The following is a 22190-nucleotide window of genomic DNA, read 5'->3' as shown; positions in this document are numbered from 1 at the left end:
TAATATCAGTTCTATAAGTTTGGTACTATGATAAAATAATTGAGTATGAATGTTTTTGGAAGGGAATCTACGTATGAGAAAAAATCTAGATGTTGAAATGAATAAGCATATCATGATGATATACCGTTGGCCAATGATTTTTTGGAGTATGATGATTTACTTCTTAGCGTCCTATTTTAAAACCGAATATGGTGCTGTCCAATCAATAAACTCTGCATTGTTTTTCAATGTGGTGTTTTTGCATTTGTGTTTAAACTTTTTTAGTAGGACGGTCATCAATTTTAGTAAAAAATTCTTTATTTCTGCGCAATTTATTTTGATTGTTCTGGCAGGTATTTTGCTTATTCCTTCTGAAGTTGTTCTATATATGGGCATGTTGCCAGTAGTCGGTTTACAATTATTGACGTTGTTTAACATCGAGTTCAAAAAAATGGCCTTATTATTAGTGCCACTTCAGGTTGTGTTTCTTATAATAGAGTGGGTTAATTTTGGTCCCTTAATGGCGTTGATTGTATTGCAAGCTTCTACTTTTCTCAATGTAATTATTTTCTTGGCATGGCGATTCTATCAAAGGCAAGTTAGTGAGTTAGTTAAAACTCAGCATTTACTGGATGAGTTACAATTGACCTATACAGAAGTCAAAGAAATTTCGAAGCAAAATGAACGAAACCGTATTGGCCGAGATCTTCATGACACGCTTATGCAAGGGTTAGCCGGCGTGACAATGCAATTAGAAGGAATTAAATCCTTGATGGCATCTGATAAAACTGAACGGGCTAGTGAAGAGATAGAAAAAACGATTTCATTGTCACGAACAACACTAAAGGAAGCACGTGAAATTGTCTTTGATATGCGAAAAGATAACAGCAAAAACATCAATTTATATGATCGACTTGAGTTATTGTCAAAAGTGTTTTATGAAAATTATGGTCTAAGTGTGCGCATAAAAAGCACTTCAGATATGCGTGTTTCTGAAGATGTGTACGAGGAAGTATCTAGAATTATTTCTGAATCGTTGACAAATGTGGTTAGGCATTCCAAAACAGATGTCGCAATTGTTAAAATTGACATGGATGATCAATTACGGATTAGCATTATTGATTATGGCGTTGGCTTTAATGTGGAAAATGGCAAAAGAAAACACAAGCACTTTGGCCTTAAATCAATCCAAGAGCGTGTGGAACAATTGGAAGGTAAGCTATTAGTCAAAAGCCATATAGGTGAAGGGACTGAAATTCAAATTCAAATTCCAACTAAATTGAGGTGGCAAAATGACCAGTAAGATAATGATTGTTGATAATCATTTTATTATTCGTGAAGGAATTAAATTAATTTTTGAAAGTCATTCAGATTACGATGTTGCTTATGAAGCAGCTGATGGGGATGAAGCTATTGATATTATCAAGAAATCTCAAGTTGACTTAGTTCTATTAGACATTAAAATGCCTAAAAAGGATGGCTTTGAGGTTATGTCTTTCATTCATGATCATTTTCCGGACCTTCCTGTCGTGGTACTGTCAACCTTTGATAATGTTGTGAATATACAGCGGATGTTGAAGTTAGGAGCGAAGGGTTATTTATTAAAAGATGCTAGTATCGAAACGATTTTTACAACAATTGATAGTGCAATAACTGGAAACATGGTGTTACAAAACCAGATTTCAGACATTCTATTCTCTCAGAATCATACAGAAACAAGTCCAGGAGAAACACAAGACTACAATTTATCAGAAAAAGAACTTAAAATATTATCTCGTGTTGCTCGAGGGGTTAAAATTAAGCTCATTGCTCTAGAGATGCATCTTTCAGAACGGACTATAAAGTCTAATTTAACTGACATTTACATCAAAATGAACGTATCAACAGGAGTTCAAGCCGTGGCTTTAGCTGTTAAAAATAATCTGATTGATATTGATTAACATATTTTTCGTACTAAAAAAGCAGACTTGTCATCTGCTTTTTTAAATTACTAGAAGTTAGGATATAATATATCGTATGACAATTAATTACAGTAGAAGCCTTGTAAATCAGAGCCTAATTATAAAAAGATGCGCACACGAACTTCAAACTGCAAGATATCAATATCATGATTTTTTATCGATTGGCATTGTTGAAGGTGGCAGTTGTATTGCAAATATTGATAAAGTGAGGCACATTAAAAAGAATACTTTGGTCATTATTCCTAGTCAGTTAGTCCATTGGTGTCAGCCAATAGACATAGTGAACTGGCGCTACACGATGCTATATATAGCATCGAATGCACTTGAAGATCAGTTTAATCAACCAATGACGATTAAATTAACTAGCAGGCAAATGCAGCAGGTTAAAATGATTATGGATTCTGCTGTATATGAACTGTCTCCTACGAATATATTGACGAAAATCATTAATGTACTCGATGATGAAGAAATATTATCTTTTTGGACCGTGAATTCAGTAGAAAATATGGAGACTAGACGATTCGAAAGTGTTCAACATTATATTTCTAATAATTTTCATAGTGAGTGTAAAGTAGAGACACTAGCTAACATATCAGGATTGAGTAAATATTACTTTACTCGTTTGTTCAAAGAAACTTTTCATATCTCACCAGCAAAATATTTAATGAACTATCGTATGAATAGAGCTGTGAAGGACTTGTTAGATAATACAAATTTGTCGATGTCGGAAATTGCTCATCAAAATGGTTTTTTTGACGAAAGTCATTTTGACAAACTTTTCAAGCAATATCACGGTGTTTCACCAAAAAAGTATCAATTACAATTATCTTAACATTGGTAAGCTGCCGCTAAAATGATTGACTTTCTTTTCGCTGCCATATAAACAAATCCCCAAAAAGTTAAGATCCTCATCTGTACTCTGCTTGAGCTTTGCTTTATATTCTTCATAATTATTGACTTGTTGTGCTACGTCCACAAACGAAATAACCTCAATTTCTTCATACTGGTTAGCTTGACGGTGAATCTCGTTAATTTTATTTGAATCAGCTTTTAAAATAGGAATAGGGATATTGACAATGCCAGGGTAAAGTTGATCATTTTTATCGTAAGTATCTTCTCCGTTGATTTCAGGATGCGCTTTTCCTAATGAACGACCTAATATGCTTGCTGTATTGGCAACCAGACCAATTGGCAGTTCAGGATCTACTATTACAACACACTTCATTTTCATTTTTAATTTTTCCTTCTTTGCAAAATTTTCCATGTATATTATTAAAACATGTTCTAAAAAGAAGGTATTGTATAAACTTGCTATTTAAGCAAAGACGTAACTTTTTTATATACTTTTACGAAGAACTAATTTTAATTCCCTAGACAGCTTGTTTCTTAGTTGCGTAAGTTTTTCTTGTGTTGGGCAGTTATTTTCATTGAACATGATTTTCCTGTTTAACCACCAAACTGGCCCTGGTGTTGGCGTATCATTTTTGTGCCTAGGGAATAAGTGCCAATGGACGTGTGCGTCGCCGTTACCAAGTAGTTCACAATTCATTTTTTCAGCGTCAAAAGCTAGCGCAACGGCTTCGTTAACAAGACACATTTCTTCCAAAAATTTGCGTTTGAAATCTGTTTGTAAATAATGCAGCTCGGTTACGTGTTTTTTAGACAAAAACAAAGTATATCCTTCAAAATATTGATGATCACCAATAACAACATACCCTGTTTCTAGTTCAGCAACAAAGTAAGGATTAGTGCCTTCTTCAATCATTTTTATTCTTCGGCATATTTCACAGTTATTCATTTTACAACCTGAGTTTCGTTATTTATTTAGACCATTATATCATGACTTAAACGAGTGAATTATTAAAACAAAATATTCTGAGAATTTGAAAGCCACACATATTTATCATAAGAGCGTATGTGTAACTTTAATTCAATTCTTTGGCATGTGTTATAATATCCTCAGTAATGTAAAGGGGTTTGATAAAATGGATATTTGGCAAAAGCTATATGAAGCTGCTAAAAAACAGTATCGTCCGACAGAAGTAAATGAATTTATCTATGCGCATCATGTTGTTAGTGCCTTGGAGGCAGAAAATGGCGATATATATACTGGATTTTGTATTGAAGGTCTATGTGGAACAATGAACCTTTGTGCCGAGAGAACAGCTGCGTTGAATATGTATTTAAATAGCGATCAAACTAAAATAAAGCGACTCATTGCTTTTAGAGATGAGGCTCCAGTCGGTATTACGGGTATGCCATGTGGCGTTTGCCGTGAATTTTTAATGCAACTTTCTTCAGAAAACGAAAATACTGAAATTATGGTAGATTATGACAATAGAGAGTCTGTTACCTTGAAAGAGCTACTACCTAAGTGGTGGGGACATATGCGTGAATGATGATATTAAGCAAAAAGAAACCAATAAAATTTGGTTTCTTTTTTTGATATCATAATAAACACTTGTAAAATCCAGTAAGTATGTTACTATTTATACATGAAAATAAATTCATGTATAAATCAGGAGACTTTTATGTTAAAAGATGTATTGACAGCAATTTTTTCTTATATAGGGACAACAACGGATTATTTTGTTGTTCTACTCTTGCTCTTTGGAAAATATAGTACAAAACATGATACGAAATTAGTTGTTTTAGGCGCGTACTTAGGAAATGGATTACTAGTACTTACTTCAATTATTATTGCGCTTGCATTACAGCAAGTTCCGGAGGAATGGCTTCTTGGATTGTTGGGTATTATTCCGATCATAATCGGGGTAAGGGGGTATTTTAGTAAAGAAGACGAAGGGGAAGAGATAGAAGAAAAATTAAAGATAATTAAACCAGACGCTATTCTTTGGAACGTGTTGGTAATCACTTTTTCTGCCTGTGGCGCCGATAATATGGCACTATATATACCATATTTTACGATGCTAAATGTTCAAATCTTACCGGTCATTTTAGTCCTGTTTATTATTATCTTGACGGCTGTGATTGTGGCAGCATATAAGTTGGTAAACGTACCAATCGTAAAGGCATTTTTTGGTAAACAAGGCGATTTAGTTCAGTTAATTGTGTATGTTTCATTAGGGCTATATGTCTTAGTAGAAGCCGGAACTCTTCAGCACCTATTACTGTTAATCTATTAAAACCTTTAGTATATAATGATAGGTAATGGCATTTAAGATGGAGAAGGTAATTATGTTAATGGGATTAAATCACGATCAATTTGTTTTAGTGCAGCGGGGTACAAAAACAATTGAAATAGGACTCTATGATGAGAAGCGAGCACAATTAAAAATTGGGCATAAAATCTTATTTACTGATTTAGAGAATAACAATCAAATAATGGTTAGTGTAAAACAATTATACAAGTTCACTACGTTTGCTGATCTCTATGCGCAATTTAATGGTGCAAAGGTTGGTAGTAATTCAACTGATAATATCGAAAAAATAGTTAACGATACTTATGAAATATATACTCCCGAACAGGAGAGACATTACGGGGTGTTAGCTATTGAAATGTTGTTGGGTGATTGATCAGTAAGTAGTAGTTAATATTTTCAAAAATGATATTATTATCTAATTACTAAGAACGTAATTTACGGCACTTTCGAGGTTCTGAACTGTAATAATATTCTTTTTTTGTTGATTTTGATTGTCAATAAAATATTGAGGTTCGAATTTACCTGTTGCAACATGAATACCCAACATTTGACAATTCTGAGCTAATTGAATATCTGATGAAAATCGGTCACCAATAATGATGGATTGTTTGTTTTGAAAATTGTATTTACGATGAGCTTGTTCAATTAATCCTTTTTTAGGTTTTCGACAATTACAGTTTGTTTGTTCGGAATGAGGGTAAATGAACGCATCATCAAACCCCATTTTAATCAGTGAATTGAAGAAGTCATAATAGTTCATATCGCCTTTTTCAATGTGGGTTTGATTTGATAGCGCAAATACACTCATTCCATGTGCTTTTAATCTTGCGATTGAAGAAAGCGCATAAGGAAAAAGTTCGAAATCATTGAGTGACTGATAATGGCCGTTACCACCAATAGTACCATCACGATCGATAAAAACGGCCGTATAATTATTTAGTATATGGTAGATTGAAAGAATTAACCGAACACTGCAAACTGCTGAAAAACCTTTCGTGGTGATTGCCAGTTGAGTGTTTTCATTGGTCTCGCATTGATCCAATGATTAATTTGATCTAATTCTTTGGCGCTAACTGTTTCAATTTTACGTTCTTTCGGTATAAAACGACGGACGTATCGATTTAATATCTCATTACTCCCACGTTCTTCAGGTGAATACGGGTGCGCAAAATAGACTGGAATGCCTAGTTTTTGCTCGATTTCGTTATATTTTGCAAATTCTCGCCCACGATCAACAGTGATTGACTTGGCATTTTTGATCCCTTGAAAAAAACGAATTAAGACTGGTGTCACTGCCTGACTATTGCGACCACTAACTTGCCTCACAATATGTTGCCGGCTTAGTCTTTCAGTAATTGTCACCAGCACATCGCCACGTCTTTTACCCGATTGCATGGTGTCAACTTCAAAATGTCCAAAGGTTTGTCGTGCTTTCACACTTTCAGGTCTCGTTTCAATCGAACGACCATGCACAAATACTTGTCGTCTACCATCAGATTGACGCTTTTGACGGATACCTTTGTCAGGTAAATCAGCCAATGATAGTTTGAGTCGACCAGCATTGAGCCAATTATAAATCGTTTTGAAAGGTAACCCTAAAACATGCGCAGCGGTTTCTGGTGACCACTTCAATATACCAATGTGGTGATTCAAAAAGACAGCGATAGCTGGTGTTAGCGTGTCATGACGACCACGTAGATGACGTATTTTCAATGCCAACGCATGAGCAATCTCAGCTTTATAGGGTGTAACTTGATGAATTTCAATCGAAACGGTTGAAGGAGAGCGTTTAATAAAGCGCGCAATGGCACGAACAGAATAATTCAATTCGAGTAAAGTTTGAATGACAGTGCGTTCTTGAGATGATAAACTAGTCATGAGTCGCAGTTCCTTTATGGTTATTTTAGGCAATTACCATTAAAGGCGCTGCGGCTTTTTTATTCAAGTGTTCGGTTTAATTTTACAATCTACCATATTCATATTTTTAGTATACAGCTTATTCATGAGGGTCTGAAGCATAATGAATAAAATTAAAATGGAACAAAAAAATATTTCCTACAAATCATTAATCCATCAAAATCAGACAATTCTTTCAAGCGCCACCGTTATTATACTGGATGATAGTAAAGTACTCGTGGGATGGAATACGTGGCGGGAACAGTGGGAACTGCCTTCAGGACATATTGAACCAGGAGAAAAGCCAATAGATGCAGCTCTCAGAGAAACCAGTGAGGAGGTTCACTTGAATTTGAATCACATTGCGTATTTGGATTCCTTTTCAGTTCAAAGATCCACAAATGAAAGAGAGCATCTTAGGGTTGTTTATGTTTCACATGTTAATAGCTCTGTCTCAAAAGAGTTCATATATAATGCCAGTGAAGATGAAAATAATAAAACGCAATGGATTCCACTTATTCAGATATTAAATATGGCAAATATTGATTACTCAGATTGGTATATTCTTAAAGCGTTGTATAAACAATTGATAGTGTAGGTAATTATAATTTTTATTTTAAAATATTTACTTTCGATAATATATATTATGTTAACTAAAAGACGAACTGAATTTGTCAACCCTCAAAGTAACAAATAATCTAAAAAAATAGATTTTATTTTGCCTAATCCGTTGTCGCTGTTGTGATAGCGGATTTGTTTACAATCTGATTACAAAGACTGTTTTTGTGCTGTTTATGGTTTTGCGTTTCTAAATTTCCACTACCATAATTTGTTTTTGATGTTTAATGTTGGTCGCATATTTAGTTTTTGCATTGCCATTTTGACTTTTTTAAGCTAATCAAGCACTTAATTCGTGTTTATCTGGTTATTATTATACGCAAAAATGCAGCCCAAAGCTATTGACTTTGCACTGTCTTAACAATTAGCGATTTTTAGCAGCTATTGATGATTAAGCTACCATGATTCGCTTGGTAAAGACTTTTTCAGGTGTTTTGAACCTGAGCACATTTCTAGGACGCTCATTAATGTCCTGAATGGCGTTTTGAAGCTTACGTTGGGTAATCTTAGTAAAGTCATAACCAGCAGGAAATACACGCCTTAATTCACGATTCATGCGTTCGTTTGTACCACGTTGACCTGGTGATTGTGGATCAGCGTAATATAACTTTTTACCGTATGTATCTTCAATGCTATAAATAAATAAACTACTGGTGAATTCTGTGCCGCGGTCACATGTGATGCTTTCACAAACATTTTCAAACCTTGACATAAAGGTATCTAGGGCTGTTTTGACATCATCTGAACTCTTACTCTTAGCTTTGACACCAACCATAAAACGTGTTTTTCGTTCCACAAATGTGATCACGAAAGATTGGGAATCTTGAGGACTCATCACCCCATCAATTTCCCAATGACCAAATGTTGAACGATTATTGATGACTTCTGGACGGTTGTGTATTGAACGTGTTTCAATCATCATCCGTTTATGTTCTGGATTAACTGGTTTTGCCCTAAGATGCCTGCGCCTTTTGCCTTTAAGCGGTAAATCATTTAATGTCGCACTCAGGTTGCGATTAAGTATCCAGTTATAGATTGTTCGTGTGCAAACACCAATTCGTGGCACACCATGTGCAATTTGTTCTGGCGACCAATGTTTCTTTTTGAGATAATAATCAATCTTTTCACGTTTTTTTGGCGTAATTTTTGGCTGTGAATGATGTGACTTTGACTGGTGATACTCAGCGCGTCTAGCTGCTTGTACCGGTTCGTATGTATGTCGTAATATCTTGGTTTTGCCACGCCAAATAATAACGCGTGCATTGCGTTTTAGTTCGTGTGTGATGGTTGCACGAGGACGATTTAGTTTACGAGCAATTTCTGCATTAGTTTTGCCGTCATCTATCATATTTTGTATCGTCACACGCTCGCTAAAATCTAAGCGAGCGTACTTTGATTTTGGATTTTTCTTAGTCATGTGGCAATTATTCCTTCTCTCAATAAGACTATAAAAATGACATTCGGTCAATAGTTTAAATGTTAAGAAAAACAAAAGTGAATAACTGCGCAAATAGCTTGGTATCAACGTTTTAATGCTGTTATAGTTTATATATATGGTAGATTGAAAGAATTAACCGAACACTGCAAACTGCTGAAAAACCTTTCGTGGTGATTGCCAGTTGAGTGTTTTCATTGGTCTCGCATTGATCCAATGATTAATTTGATCTAATTCTTTGGCGCTAACTGTTTCAATTTTACGTTCTTTCGGTATAAAACGACGGACGTATCGATTTAATATCTCATTACTCCCACGTTCTTCAGGTGAATACGGGTGCGCAAAATAGACTGGAATGCCTAGTTTTTGCTCGATTTCGTTATATTTTGCAAATTCTCGCCCACGATCAACAGTGATTGACTTGGCATTTTTGATCCCTTGAAAAAAACGAATTAAGACTGGTGTCACTGCCTGACTATTGCGACCACTAACTTGCCTCACAATATGTTGCCGGCTTAGTCTTTCAGTAATTGTCACCAGCACATCGCCACGTCTTTTACCCGATTGCATGGTGTCAACTTCAAAATGTCCAAAGGTTTGTCGTGCTTTCACACTTTCAGGTCTCGTTTCAATCGAACGACCATGCACAAATACTTGTCGTCTACCATCAGATTGACGCTTTTGACGGATACCTTTGTCAGGTAAATCAGCCAATGATAGTTTGAGTCGACCAGCATTGAGCCAATTATAAATCGTTTTGAAAGGTAACCCTAAAACATGCGCAGCGGTTTCTGGTGACCACTTCAATATACCAATGTGGTGATTCAAAAAGACAGCGATAGCTGGTGTTAGCGTGTCATGACGACCACGTAGATGACGTTTTTTCAATGCCAACGCATGAGCAATCTCAGCTTTATAGGGTGTAACTTGATGAATTTCAATCGAAACGGTTGAAGGAGAGCGTTTAATAAAGCGCGCAATGGCACGAACAGAATAATTCAATTCGAGTAAAGTTTGAATGACAGTGCGTTCTTGAGATGATAAACTAGTCATGAGTCGCAGTTCCTTTATGGTTATTTTAGGCAATTACCATTAAAGGCGCTGCGGCTTTTTTATTCAAGTGTTCGGTTTAATTTTACAATCTACCATATATATGCTAACATACACATCAATATGTTTATCGTATGTAGACGTGTATACTTGTATTGATATAGATAATAGACTTGCTTTTACCTAAGTTATTGATCTATATTTTCTAATATTATTGTACTAACGGTTTAATGTTATAACCATCAATTTGCCGTGTCTTTTTGGCTTGTCAAGTATGATTGTTCAAAATCACACACAAAAAAAGCCATCAAAGGACGGCTCTATTTGCGCAGTCAACCTGGAGTAAAGATTCACTGTTTAACTTAAGAAATATGTTCTGAGAGACCATGAGATATTGTTAAATTCGTGAAGTGAGACGTGATAATTTTCAAAAAAGAAATGATATGTTTAGGAAAACAGACTGTCAATATCACATGTCAATACCCCCTCTGAACACTTTTAATATACCACTTTGTGAAGAACAAAACAAGGTTTATTGTTCATTATTTTATCTCTGGATAAGGAGAAACAAAAAAACAATGCCCTAAGGCACTGTTTAATCTTGTACTTTGTTGTTACTTATGGAACCACTTCTTGATTGGCTTGCGGAACCCAAATGCGGCGCCTGCTAATGCAATCGCTGCAATCGCCCCATATAACCAACCCTTTGGCGCTTCACCATAACTTGTATTAGGCGTTGATGGTGTATCTGGCTTTGGCGTATCAGGCGTGATTAGATTCTTCACTGTTTCAGTATCAAAATCCTGACCAAAGTCCTTTTGAACCGCAGTGTTTGTCACCGTACTTGTGGCATCCTTTTTAATCACTGGATTAAACGTGATTGTGAATTCATGACCTGCATGATTAGTCAAAAAGTCTTGCACGTTCTTGGCCTTCAATGTCCACTTACCGTTCTTGATATCCCAATCTTGTTGGAGTTCATCCATCACTGACTTTTGTGTTTTAGCATCAATGACAGTGAAATCTTTTTTAGTTTGATCAGTAATATCTAGCTTAGTCTCATCATAATCATCCATGAATGACAAGCCCTTAGCCAAAGTATCCTTATCCACGTCAATGGCTTCTAAACCTTTCAAATCCCACGTCAACTTGTATTTCAAAGTTTGACCTGGCTTAACGTTTTGACCGTTGTTGTCCTTACCACTATCATCTGTTTCTGACTTGTGTGGCTCTGGCGTTGTGTATAATTCGCTGAGCTTGTAACTAGCCTTGACCGTTTCCTTTGTTGGTGGTGTTGGCTTAACAGGTGGTGTCACTACATTTAGAGCCGCAGAGGAACCAAATAGATTATATTGTGTTCCCAAAGCCTTCCAGGCATTAACCAAGCCACCCTTTTCGGTAATAACATTGCTTGCCGTCGTATCTGCTTTGGTGGCATTTTTAGTGTATTCATCAAAGAAGTTATACGTGAAGCTTGAACCAGTTCCTACTAAACCGACCGTTCCAAGCGGTGTGTCGTTAAAACCGTCCAAACCAGCAGCACTTGTCGTATAAGTGCCGAATAATCCAGAAGGGGCATTCTTGTCAATCTCTAGACCATTGTCTTTGGGACTCAATTGCGTGACATTACCATAGTCAGTCTGCATACCTTGTAAGACATCAACGTCACCAATGGCGAACGCGGTTACCAAATTGGCCGCTTTACCATCAGAGTATTCATAATTGATTTTAGTCTTGACCCCATCGGTATTAAGATATTCAAAACGGACAGAATCATTAGTTTGACCATCCATATCTTGCTTACCAACGGCTAGGTAATGTGAATCAGAGCCGGTACTTTTAACCGTATTGGTAAAGGTAATGATCGCGTTGATTTTTTTACCTGTAATCTTATCAGTCCCAACATTTACAATCTTGAACTGTTGTCCCTTATTGAAATCCTTAATTAGGTACATATCCTTTGAAGGGGCATTAAAGTTTGTGCTGTCAGTATTCAAAACTTGTGTTTTACCAATTGCAGTGACCTTACTATCTTTGTTCCAACCTAAATCAGAAACAGATGCAAAGTCTTTCACCTTTGAACCATCAACGACAACATCAAAATTTTTGTAGTAATCTAGTGAGCCTTTACCAGCTTCATTATAATCACCATTAACCTTGATGCCATTCTTGTCAGCGATAGGCGTATCATCTTTATGTTTAGCAATTTCTGCCTCATAGGCGGCTTCATCTTTGTTATACTGAGCTAAATCTTTTTGATACTGCGCCTCTTTGGTAGCGTAGTCAGTGTTAGCGGTGGTCTGCTTTTTAGTAGCAGCTTCAAGCGTTGAAACCTGTGTCTTGTAGGTGTCAGTGATCTTACTTTTGGCGGATGCTATTTCGCTAGATTTAACTGTTTGTGTATCAGTCTTTTCTTGCGTTAAGTCCACACCAGCGGTTTTGGCATCAGCAATGGCTTTTTGCAAATCTGCGTCATCAATTTTCACTTTCGTCCCAGTTGAAGAGAGCCTAACAGGTGTTGGGGTATCCGTGGCATGTGCAATGATTGGTGAAGCCATTGGAATCATAATCGTGGCAATGGCTGCGCCTTCAAAAATACGATGGCGTAGTTTGTGTTTAATGTTATGTGACATAATAAATATTCTCTCTTCCGATTTTTGAAGGGTGGTGATTTGCTACCCTTACTATTTAATAAGTTTTATTGCAGTTGTTGCTTTAAATTGCTGTCCAGGGAATTAATTGATTGTTGACCAACTAATTCACCCGTCAGCACGATTCGCTTTTTAGCGGTGAAATTTGTGTAGTGACTCGCTTTAACTTGCTGCCAAAATTCTTGATCTTCCAAACAAACAATCAATTTAACCTTTGGTTTGCCTGTGTTCTCAACAGCTAGTTCTTGATTCATCACGCCCACAGCGATACCATAATCTAATTTGGTCGCTTTATAACGATAAACTGTATGACCATCAGAGAGATAAATATCTTTCCCGATGATGGTTTTTTCAGTCATGTTTTGTAGCGTACTAAACTTGGTAGGATGGTATGGCCACACGGCGTTATAATCACCCATATTGTGAGCAAATATTGGGACTAATCCAGTTCCAAACTTTAGGTTGGGTGCATTCATGCCCGCACCAATGGCTAAGACGTGGTTACTTGTGCCTTCATAGATTGGCTCATTAATGCTAAAACTTGGCACAGCCACATGTCCACGTAGGATTTCAGCTTGATTGCTTTGGGCTAGTTTTAACATATCTTTTTTGCTAGTTAAACCGCCAGTCCCTGAGTAATCAGGTTTGACACTTGTCTGTGCCGCCACTTGTTTGACTTGACTTGCTTTGACAACAGGTTGTTTTTTTGCTTTAGCAACAGCCTTATGACTAGCTTTTTGAACCTTCTGCGCTGTTTGCCACTGCGTATGGTTACCGTAAATCACAGCGCCGGTGACAATTAAGATGCCAATCATGGCTAATAACAGTGTTTTTAGAATTGGATGGTGCCTTTTCAAACGATGGAAATTTGGACGTCTAGGTTGCGCTGTCGTTCGACGGCGCTTGACTTGTTCAATGTTGATTGCCATAGTTCACCGCCTAATTGTCAAATGGTACAACGTAATCGTAGCCATCATGATGCACTGTAATGGTTTTGTCTTGTACAGAAACGACTTTAGCTGTGACGGTTTGACCATTGATTGTGGCATCAACGTCTTCACCGACATGGTAACGGTCAGCTAACGTAGAAGAACTGTTAGCTTGTGAGCTAGATGAGCTAGACGAACTTGATTGACTACTTGAAGCACTAACCTTTGAAGAAGAACCAGCCTCAGATGATTTAGGTGCTAAGGTTACGGTTGCGCTGCCTTCATTGTGACTACTCGCAGAGACTGCTTTTGATGATTGTGCGGTGGCGCTATCTGTTTTGTGTTGGGCCATTACATAACCACCAAAGCCCGCACCACCGATAGCCAGAACAGCCAAAACACCAATCGCCGCTGATTGCCAAGCACTTGTTTTCTTTTGTTCAACTTGAGGCTGCTTCATTTGCGCTGCTAACAAAGTCATCAATTGTTGGTTAGTTTCATCATGAGTCTGAGTTTTGGTCGCATTTTGAAGCATTTGTAGCTGTTGCTTGAGTTGTGAGACCTCATCATTATTGACAGCATCTTTACCTTTTAATTGTTGCTCGAGGTTTAAATTAGTTTGCTTCAAAATTTGGACTTGTTGCTCAAGTTCACTGAGGCTACCAGCATGCGTTTTAGCACTTTCCAACTCAGTGGCACTGATCATTGCTTTTTCATGCTCAGCTTGATATTGTGCCCGCTTGTTACTGATGTCTTCTTCCAGCTTTTGATGCATGTCTAGCAAGGATTGTGTGTTTTGAGCTAATAACTCATCACGCAAAGCTTTAAGACTGGTTAGCGTCTCTGTTTGCGCTTGTGACGTCACTTCTGAGACCTGATCGTCTACTGTGGCTTGAAGATTACTTTGCAAGTCTTTTGAACGTTCTATAAACCAGTTATCCAGCTCTTGATTAACAGATACTTTCAAAGCCTCTAGGTCGCTGACAAACTCACTTTTAAGCGTTTTGAGTGTATTATCATGACGCGCATTCTCATCTTCCACAGCCGTGCGATAACCTGCTTCACGAGCCCGATGTGCTTGTGCATAACGTGTTTCAAATTCTGTTGCCCGTTCTTCTTTCATTTGTGCATCAACCGTCTCAGAAACATTAGTGTCACGTAACTGTTCAACTGCTGCTTTAGTCTTTGCTTGTTCTTGCTTCAACAAGTCGGACATCGCTTTGCGTATCTTTTGCGTGTAAATGTTGCTGGTATCATTCAGAAAGTCATTTGCTTTGGCTTTGTCTGCGTTCAAACGACTAACCACGTAATCGGGGTGTTCCGCAGGTAAATCAGCTTTGACATCACTCATCTCAAATGCATTTGGTGCCAGGTTGACACGATCAACTAACTTCTGTGTGGGATCATTTTCGGTCATGACACCCTCTGAGTTGTCTTGAGTCGGAACAACAGCTTGAACAATTGGTTTCACTATGTCACCACTTGCAGGCTGCTTTGGCCGTTCAACTATCTTAGGAATAGCAGATACAGTCTTTACGACCTTTTCCTCTGATTGGTCACTAGTTTCATTGTCAACAGCTTGAACCAGTGGCTTTACTTCAATCGTTGTGCGTTGGAACTTATTAGGCTCAACTGTTAGGACTTCACCAGTTTCACGCGCTTGTCTAAACTGTTCCTCAGAAGGTATATCTGGCAAATCATCTGATGACAGACTACCATCTGCAAGCACGGCATCCATCAGAGGTTGTAAGGCCTCAACAATAATTTCATAAGTCATATCTTCATCTTGACGAATTTCTGTGTCGTTAAAAATATGATCAGCGGTACTAACAACAATGTTTTCAAACCCTGCTGTTAGTGTCGCTCTTTCCCAACTTAATCCGGTTGGCTCAGCACGACCTTTTTCGTTTGTAATAAAGTAGACGACATTGCCTAAACGAACATCATGATCACCTGCACGCACCACATCATTGACCAAACCAGCAGCGAATTGTTGTAGCCCTGACAGTGATACATTCGGCCAGCTTTCACTTATCCCACTTTTTTCAGCCAGGTCTTGAATCACCTCATCATTGAAATCAATTTCAGTTTGTTCAACGCGGGTAAAAAATGGATCACCGATACTAGTTTGTTTTTTCTTCCCAAACATCTTTTATTCCCCCGTCTAGAATGGCCAGTTGATGACGTTTCCGCCACCAGCAGTTGTGGCAGTTTGCCAAATCCATGTCAACAGTAGGCCAGTTAAGGCACCACCACCAATACCGAACATGGCGTGCATTAGCTTGCTGTTACTCTTTTGCGCCATCTGTTCATTACCAGTAGCACGCATGATGAAACCAATCAATAAACAAATAGCGCCAACAACGATCAACACAATATAAAGAATTGTGATGACCTTTGAACCACTTGTTTTGGCAGCATCACCAATATCCGCTGAGGCAACAGTCGGTAGCCACATTGGTAATGAAGCAACCAATCCCGCTAATGTTTGTTGTAAGCGTGAAATCGGATGACGCTCCCATAGAAACTTGTTATGTGCATTTGACTTTTTCATTCAAAAAGTCCTCCTTTTTCTTTGTTGTGTTATCAACACACGCACAGAATAACAAGAATCAAAAAATTGTCATAAAGGTAAATGGTTTTTCCTGAGGCAAACAAAAAAGCCCATCCAACGGGATGAGCTTTAGTTAATTTACAAAAAATAATTCAACGACACTCAATCCAAAAAAGTTTGAGTGTCGTTATTAACTGCTAAGGCTTGGTCGTTATTAAGTCTTGTAATGTTAATTCCGGTTTCATTTTCATATTTATTAATTTTATCTTTTATTGTGGGATCGCGGGTTAGCATTTCTTTAAAGTGTGGATACACATGAATATCTGTTAAATTAAGGCCATCTAAATTCGAGTCATTAAACTGATTATCTTCTGGATAAAGGTACTGCATCAGAGCTATGGAAGGGCCTAAAATAATTGAACCGGCGCTTAAACCGAATATAAGTCCTCCATTTTGGTTTATTTTCTTCAAAATCTGATCAGCACCACTTTTTTTGATAAAATGCAAAAGGTAAAATGGATAGCCCCCATTCAGAAAAATTAGGTCGTAATCAAAGAGTTTGTTAGCATCTTCAAATTCCACATCTAAGAAATCTACTTGCTGTATATTCATGCTGAGGAGATCTCTTTTTATTTGTTGCATCTGAGGGTGCTTTTGTTTTTCTTTTGGCCAAGATGTGGAAATAATACAAGCCTTTGTTATTTTATTCTCTTGAATCATTTTTTGAGCAACATTTATAATTTTTGGTGTTGAAAATCCATAAGCAGTAAGTAACAATTTATTCATTGTTAATAAAATCCTTCTTCTTTAAAATGTTAATTTATATAAGATATATTAGAATATTATTATAGCACAAATTAAAATTTATAATTTATCAAACATTTGTGAATAAGAATTTTGAAAATGAGCTTTATAATCTAATCAAAAAATGTTGATTATTTATTTTATGCTACAACACACTGCTGTCACTTTGTAATTGATAAGTTCCGATGCGGTCTAATTGTGTCACGAGATTTGTTTTAGGATTGTAGCTGACATTATAGACAAAACGTGTGGTGGCATCTGCCGAGTCCTTGAGATGGCTTTTAACAAAAACAATTACCTTCCCCTTCACTTCTGTGGCACTTGCTGAGGTGGGTAAGAAATCCATGTGATCATAAGTCATTACCACACCTGTCTGTGTAATCATTTTATCGGGATCAGCCTTGAAATCTAAACTATTTTTGACGACCTCCTGAGTCACATAAGGTGTCATCTGTTTGGCTTTAGCATCAAATTCCTTTTGAGAGGCAATTGTCCAATCGAGAGTAAATAGTTTATCAAGCAAAGTAGAGGCAGCCGAAACATTAGGTTGCTTTGAATCCAGTATCGTACCGATCTTTGATTTCTTGTTGATGAGTTTGCTTTGTTGCACGGCTAGTTCATTTGATGCACTTTGATGCATTTTAACAGCGACTTGAGTAGCTAACCAAAAACCCAGTCCAGCAGCCACCATCAACACTGGAATAGCCCACAATAAGGCTATTTTTTTATTTACTTTTGTCAAGGTTATTTCCTTCCTGAGGTATCTTTTACAGCACCCGTTTGGAGTTCTGTAATTTTGCCATTTTCAATGTGCATCAATAGTGTTGTGCTGGTTTCCTCTTTGCCTAATTTATATTTAACCGTCCCAAATCCTAGACCTGAGCCATCGGCTGCTTTGAAATAGACAATATCATTGCTTTCTAAATGAAAAGTTGGCACACCTTCATCCACATCACCACCAAACGTTGCCCCTAGAAAAGCTGACACAACGTCATCGGTTGCTACACTGCTTTTAGCATCTGACTTATTTAACTTTGGTAAGATCGCAAACATTTCATTGAGAAATGTATTGCCAATTTTTTGAATGTTTTGCATATCTCGAATATCAGCGGTTTTAACCTTATCAAGTTGTTTAGCTTGAACCCTATACTGATTTGACTTAGCTTTTGTTGCCTTGATTTCTTGATGCACGATATTCACACTCTTGACCGTGCGTTGATAGCTAAGTCCTTGCTGGACTAAAAACAGGCAAGCAAGCGTTAACACAAACGCGTAAACACATTTTAAATTGAATTTTGTCATGGTTAATCTCCTGCGACCACTTTGGCAATTGTTTTGTTGTTGTTTGAACTGGTACTGTCAATCACTTGATTACCTTTTAAAGCAATCACTGTGGGTACTTGTGTCACGCCGTACTTAGCAAGATATGCTTGTGCATCAGACTTCTTGACGTTGATGACAACATAATCAATTGTCTTTTGATGTGTCTTGATCGTCTTTTTAATCGTTCTACGCGCTTTCTTACAGTCAGGGCAACCAGGCTTATGGAAGATTAAGACTGTCTTTTGCTTGCTACTGCCATCTAACTGATCAATCTTGTCAGCGAAGTTCTTGGTATCTGGATAACCATTCACCTCTGTGTTGTAGTAATAAGTTCCACCAATCGCAGTCAATATCGCAATGACAGCTAAAGAGAACACTGCAATGCCCCATTTCTTTAATTTATTCATATTTGAATACTCCTATTTATCTGTTTTGCCTGTACTAGAATCAAATGGCCCACTAGGAATAACAACGTTAGTACCTGCCTTTGCGGGTAACTTGAGATAAAGTCCAGGGGATTTTAGTCCTTTACTTTCGGGCGCCCAATTGTATTGATCTTTTGTTTGTACGGCGAAGTGAACGTGAATACCTGTTGCTTCACCAGTTTGTCCTTCATGACTAATGTGTTGACCAGCAGAAAGCTTATCACCTGTATTGACAACAATGGCTGACTGAGTTGGTGCGTGACCGTAATAGGTAAACACCCCGTCAGTGCCTTTAATCACTAGCCAATTACCCCCAACGCTATCAAAGCTTTTGGCTACTACCGTGCCATCATGAACAGCGTACACATTACTTTCACCACCAGTCATAGTGTGGTTGACGGTTTGAAAATCGACACCATAATGTTCTGCGCCTGTTAGGCCTGCATAGTTTGGATAGCCACCTGTTATGTTGTATTTTCCTTTAACTGGTAAGCCATCTGTGTTGGTATCCAACCCTGTGTCACATGAGGCATCAGACATAGCACTTGAATTGGCATCGCTTGAGGTATCACTAGAACCCGAGTCGTTGTTGCCGCCATCAAAGACATCAATATCACCTGCATAATCTAGTTTGAAAACCTTTTTGACTTCTTCGGCAGTTTTTGCGGTGTCGGCGACTTTTCGTTGTGGATCATTTTCTCCGACCCCTTCAAACTTTGTATCCCAAGCCACCATTGAACTGTTAATGTTGTTAGCGGCCGCTAAGCCAATTAGAGTTGCTTTATGACTACTATGCAATTCATTGATTGCCAGTTGAACTTGTGCTTGCACTGTATCAGCTGTGTCACCATAGCGATTTCCGTTAATACCTCCAGCACCCCACTGCCAAATGCCTTTTACCGAGCCAGCCGGATTGACGGCTTTCGAATTAAAGCCACTTTCTCTAAGACCAATCGCAATTGCAGCAGCGATATTGTCGCCTGACATTTTAATTTCTTTATGAAAACGGTCAATTGCATGTTGTATGGCTTTGTGCGTTGCTGAGTTGGGATCTTTCCAATCGCCACCGATTGAAGTGCCACCATCATCAATGGTTGTATCATCATTCCAACAATTGGCATTCTGTGTTGAAAAGACCATGACACACATTAAGGCAATAACTGATATTGACAGAATTGCTGTAGTGATGATGCCGATGATGACATACAAGCGACGCTTTTTATCTTGCATCCAACGTTCTAACATGGTCTAACCTCCCATTAAAAGGCTGAGGCCTTTGAGAATAAAAACAAAAACAAAACCACCAATGACATACCAAATAATTTTGTTATCCACTGGTTGAGGCTTTTGACCTTTGTCATAGTTTTCAACGATTTGTTGCGCCTCTTGTTTCATTTTTTCACGGTTATCACGCGCCTTCTTTAATGGATGTGGCAACTTCATCTTACAGTCCTCCACCAAACAAATTAATTTCTGAGTCATTAAGATCAACGTGCATGAACGTAGCTTGCTTACCCACCAAGTTCATTAAGAAATCACCTTGATCCAATCCTTGTAACGCTTGTAGTTGACCATCAGTGATATTAGTTTCACTCACCACACTACGTAAACGGGTTGTATCCGTTTTTGATAGACGTCCAATCGTTTGCTTTGGGAATCGGCCGAAGAAGGAAGATGCGGCACGACTAGCCTCAGTGTCTGAGGCATTACCCGTTGGCACAACGTTTTTGAGTCCTGGGAAGATAGCAAACATCCCGAAAAAATCTTTACCATGTTGTGCCATCATGTTATCGCCAAAGGTTATGCCTAATGAATGTTTAGCATTGAAAATATCATCCGCTTCATCCTGTATCCACCAGAAGTATTTTGGTGGATTACCATTGTCGTTGGCCTGAGTTGAAACTTCACCACGCTTAATGCGCTCACGTTGTTGTGTTCCATTAATCGTGATGTAGCTTTCCATCAAAGACAAAATGGTAAAATATTGCGCGTTGTAGAGATCATCTTCAAATCTTGAAAGACCGCTAGTATCAAAACGAATCAAACGCTCACCAGACAGATCAGGCATGGTCGTTACACCATTAACCATGTCGCCATGATTTTGTATTAAGCTGCTAATTGTCGATAAGATGTTATCCAAACGTTCTACGGCAGGCTGTGTCATGTTGCGCGTCAGCATGTTACGGGTTTCTAGGAAGGTTTGAAAATCTTCGAGAATTGGATAGGCTTCATTTCGTAGCCCGATTACACGTAAATCTTGCGGGTTGTCTTTTGGTGACAATGACCACATACGCCGTTCAACATAGAAATCAGTAATTAGGTTACCCAACATTTCTAATTCTTTCTTGTCGGCTTGTGGATTAAGTGTCGCGTAGTACGTAATCACTTTTGTACGATGCTGGTTGAAACTTGCAATGACATCAACATTGCCATTTGCATCAAGGACAGTGCCAAACACTTGCATCAAATTAATGATGTTTTGACTACCATCAAGCGTCAGAGTGACACCGTAATAGTAATTCACTAGATCACGCCATTCATTAGACTTATCAAATACCCAAACTGTATCACCGCGAGAAACTAATGGCCCCAAGTTCTTTTTGGCAAACGAGCTTTTACCTGAGCGCTCTCCACCCACAACTAGGTTATAAGCGGTTAACTGTGTTCGGTGGTCATTGTAGCTAGGATCATACATAACTTCACCACGTTGCATGGTTAAGCCCATGTATGAACCACGAGGATGTGCAATAAAGGTTTGATTAAAGGCATAAGAACCAGCTAAAGCATAGGCTTTCATTGGGAACCCTTTGTCCTTAATCGTTTGATTTTCAATTGACATTGCTGGCATAAAGAACTGTTGGAAGTGGGTTAATTGCTCAGAAGGATAAACTTTCATGCGGTAGTTAGAAAGCTGTTGTTGAATTTCTTTAACACGACGACGTAATTCTTCTGGAGAAACATCTGATATCAATAATCTAACGTAGACACGTTTGTAAATTTCACGACCATTGCGGGCTTCATTCAAGTCTTGGAGTGTAATGTCAGCATCTTGTTCGGCTTCCAACGCGTCACCTTGTGAGGTCACTTCACTACGTGCCTTACTACGCAACGTGTTAGTAGCTGTCTCAAGTGCTTTTTGCACTTCAAACTTGTTCTCAGTCCCAATCTTGATGTCTACAATGGTGTTCTTGTGATTGATTAACTCTTTGAACCAGCCTTGTAACTGTTCATTCTTGGGATAGTCATAGACATTGACAATGGCACTACTTGCCATACCATCATCAAAGTAAGTGGTATGAAATTCAATGCCACTAGGGTTTTGAACTTCCTCAATGAGTTCTAAATTATAGCCGCGTGCTTTCAATGCGGAACGTTTTGCTGTATTTAAACTTGTGCGCATG

General features: G+C 38.0%; 24 protein-coding genes. 7 read left to right on the top strand and 17 right to left on the bottom strand.

Features of this window, described 5'->3' with window-relative positions:
* Positions 1-73: 73 nt before the first annotated feature.
* The 3 genes from LEUM_RS05570 to LEUM_RS05560 all read left to right on the top strand — a co-directional run bounded on the left by LEUM_RS05570 (position 74) and on the right by LEUM_RS05560 (position 2772).
* Positions 74-1282, top strand: a complete 1209-nt coding sequence (locus LEUM_RS05570) for a sensor histidine kinase (RefSeq protein ID WP_011679879.1) — start codon at positions 74-76, stop codon at positions 1280-1282.
* Entirely contained in the window at positions 1272-1919 is a 648-nt protein-coding gene (locus LEUM_RS05565; RefSeq protein ID WP_041775243.1) for a response regulator transcription factor, read from the top strand. The genes LEUM_RS05570 and LEUM_RS05565 overlap by 11 nt, the downstream gene beginning before the upstream one ends.
* A 76-nt stretch (positions 1920-1995) precedes the next feature.
* Positions 1996-2772, top strand: coding sequence for an AraC family transcriptional regulator (locus LEUM_RS05560; RefSeq protein WP_011679877.1), 777 nt, complete (start codon positions 1996-1998; stop codon positions 2770-2772).
* Here the strand turns inward: LEUM_RS05560 and LEUM_RS05555 are convergent.
* Together LEUM_RS05555 and LEUM_RS05550 are read right to left on the bottom strand one after the other, a co-directional pair.
* Positions 2764-3204, bottom strand: coding sequence for a DUF2000 domain-containing protein (locus LEUM_RS05555; protein ID WP_242824515.1), 441 nt, complete (start codon positions 3202-3204; stop codon positions 2764-2766). The genes LEUM_RS05560 and LEUM_RS05555 overlap by 9 nt on opposite strands.
* A 72-nt stretch (positions 3205-3276) precedes the next feature.
* Positions 3277-3705: an HIT family protein gene (locus LEUM_RS05550; protein WP_011679875.1), complete on the bottom strand. Its 429-nt coding sequence runs from the start codon at positions 3703-3705 to the stop codon at positions 3277-3279.
* Between the two features lie 220 nt (positions 3706-3925).
* Between LEUM_RS05550 and LEUM_RS05545 the strand changes: the two genes are divergently transcribed.
* The 3 genes from LEUM_RS05545 (at position 3926) to LEUM_RS05535 (ending at position 5477) form a co-directional block, all read left to right on the top strand.
* Positions 3926-4339 carry a cytidine deaminase family protein gene (locus LEUM_RS05545; RefSeq protein WP_011679874.1) on the top strand — a complete coding sequence of 138 codons (414 nt, stop codon included), beginning with the start codon at positions 3926-3928 and terminating at the stop codon, positions 4337-4339.
* 132 nt (positions 4340-4471) lie between these two features.
* Positions 4472-5086 carry a cadmium resistance transporter gene (locus tag LEUM_RS05540; protein ID WP_011679873.1) on the top strand — a complete coding sequence of 205 codons (615 nt, stop codon included), beginning with the start codon at positions 4472-4474 and terminating at the stop codon, positions 5084-5086.
* A 52-nt stretch (positions 5087-5138) separates the two neighbouring features.
* Positions 5139-5477 (top strand): ASCH domain-containing protein, encoded by a 339-nt coding sequence (locus tag LEUM_RS05535; RefSeq protein ID WP_011679872.1) that lies wholly within the window; start codon positions 5139-5141, stop codon positions 5475-5477.
* Positions 5478-5519: 42 nt separating this feature from the next.
* Here LEUM_RS05535 and LEUM_RS05530 read toward each other — a convergent pair whose 3' ends face one another.
* Both LEUM_RS05530 and LEUM_RS05525 read right to left on the bottom strand, forming a co-directional pair.
* A complete protein-coding gene (locus LEUM_RS05530; protein WP_242824514.1) occupies positions 5520-6146 on the bottom strand; it encodes an HAD-IIIA family hydrolase in 627 nt (208 codons plus the stop codon).
* Positions 6065-6982, bottom strand: coding sequence for an IS30 family transposase (locus LEUM_RS05525; RefSeq protein ID WP_011679870.1), 918 nt, complete (start codon positions 6980-6982; stop codon positions 6065-6067). Before LEUM_RS05525 ends, LEUM_RS05530 begins: the two co-directional genes overlap by 82 nt.
* Before the next feature lie 142 nt (positions 6983-7124).
* Between LEUM_RS05525 and LEUM_RS10365 the strand changes: the two genes are divergently transcribed.
* Positions 7125-7598, top strand: coding sequence for an NUDIX hydrolase (locus LEUM_RS10365; RefSeq protein ID WP_011679869.1), 474 nt, complete (start codon positions 7125-7127; stop codon positions 7596-7598).
* A 411-nt stretch (positions 7599-8009) separates the two neighbouring features.
* Here the strand turns inward: LEUM_RS10365 and LEUM_RS05515 are convergent, their stop codons facing one another.
* The 13 genes from LEUM_RS05515 to LEUM_RS05455 all read right to left on the bottom strand — a co-directional run bounded on the left by LEUM_RS05515 (position 8010) and on the right by LEUM_RS05455 (position 22189).
* Positions 8010-9035, bottom strand: coding sequence for an IS30 family transposase (locus LEUM_RS05515; RefSeq protein ID WP_011679868.1), 1026 nt, complete (start codon positions 9033-9035; stop codon positions 8010-8012).
* A 153-nt stretch (positions 9036-9188) separates the two neighbouring features.
* A complete protein-coding gene (locus LEUM_RS05510) occupies positions 9189-10106 on the bottom strand; it encodes an IS30-like element IS1070 family transposase (RefSeq protein ID WP_011679867.1) in 918 nt (305 codons plus the stop codon).
* A 611-nt stretch (positions 10107-10717) separates the two neighbouring features.
* On the bottom strand, positions 10718-12736 hold the full coding sequence (locus LEUM_RS05505) for an SspB-related isopeptide-forming adhesin (protein WP_011679866.1): 2019 nt from the start codon (positions 12734-12736) through the stop codon (positions 10718-10720).
* A gap of 65 nt (positions 12737-12801) precedes the next feature.
* Positions 12802-13683, bottom strand: coding sequence for a sortase family protein (locus tag LEUM_RS05500; protein ID WP_011679865.1), 882 nt, complete (start codon positions 13681-13683; stop codon positions 12802-12804).
* Positions 13684-13693: 10 nt separating this feature from the next.
* Complete coding sequence (locus tag LEUM_RS05495) at positions 13694-15832, bottom strand: hypothetical protein (RefSeq protein WP_011679864.1); 2139 nt, start codon at positions 15830-15832, stop codon at positions 13694-13696.
* A gap of 15 nt (positions 15833-15847) precedes the next feature.
* Positions 15848-16237, bottom strand: a complete 390-nt coding sequence (locus LEUM_RS05490) for a hypothetical protein (RefSeq protein WP_004901735.1) — start codon at positions 16235-16237, stop codon at positions 15848-15850.
* 162 nt (positions 16238-16399) lie between these two features.
* Positions 16400-17023, bottom strand: coding sequence for a Type 1 glutamine amidotransferase-like domain-containing protein (locus LEUM_RS05485; protein ID WP_011679863.1), 624 nt, complete (start codon positions 17021-17023; stop codon positions 16400-16402).
* A gap of 163 nt (positions 17024-17186) precedes the next feature.
* Positions 17187-17783, bottom strand: a complete 597-nt coding sequence (locus LEUM_RS05480) for a hypothetical protein (protein WP_011679862.1) — start codon at positions 17781-17783, stop codon at positions 17187-17189.
* A 2-nt stretch (positions 17784-17785) separates the two neighbouring features.
* Positions 17786-18343 carry a hypothetical protein gene (locus tag LEUM_RS05475; protein WP_011679861.1) on the bottom strand — a complete coding sequence of 186 codons (558 nt, stop codon included), beginning with the start codon at positions 18341-18343 and terminating at the stop codon, positions 17786-17788.
* Positions 18344-18345: 2 nt separating this feature from the next.
* A complete protein-coding gene (locus LEUM_RS05470) occupies positions 18346-18771 on the bottom strand; it encodes a glutaredoxin family protein (protein WP_011679860.1) in 426 nt (141 codons plus the stop codon).
* 12 nt (positions 18772-18783) lie between these two features.
* Complete coding sequence (locus tag LEUM_RS05465; RefSeq protein ID WP_041775241.1) at positions 18784-20034, bottom strand: phage tail tip lysozyme; 1251 nt, start codon at positions 20032-20034, stop codon at positions 18784-18786.
* A 3-nt stretch (positions 20035-20037) separates the two neighbouring features.
* Positions 20038-20232, bottom strand: a complete 195-nt coding sequence (locus LEUM_RS05460) for a hypothetical protein (protein ID WP_004915944.1) — start codon at positions 20230-20232, stop codon at positions 20038-20040.
* A gap of 1 nt (position 20233) precedes the next feature.
* Entirely contained in the window at positions 20234-22189 is a 1956-nt protein-coding gene (locus LEUM_RS05455) for a type IV secretory pathway, VirB4 protein (RefSeq protein ID WP_011679859.1), read from the bottom strand.
* Between the last annotated feature and the right edge of the window lies 1 nt (position 22190).

Source organism: Leuconostoc mesenteroides subsp. mesenteroides ATCC 8293 (assembly GCF_000014445.1).
In the GTDB taxonomy this organism is placed as follows: Bacteria; Bacillota; Bacilli; order Lactobacillales; family Lactobacillaceae; genus Leuconostoc; species Leuconostoc mesenteroides.
This window is presented reverse-complemented; position numbering and strand designations above follow the sequence as displayed.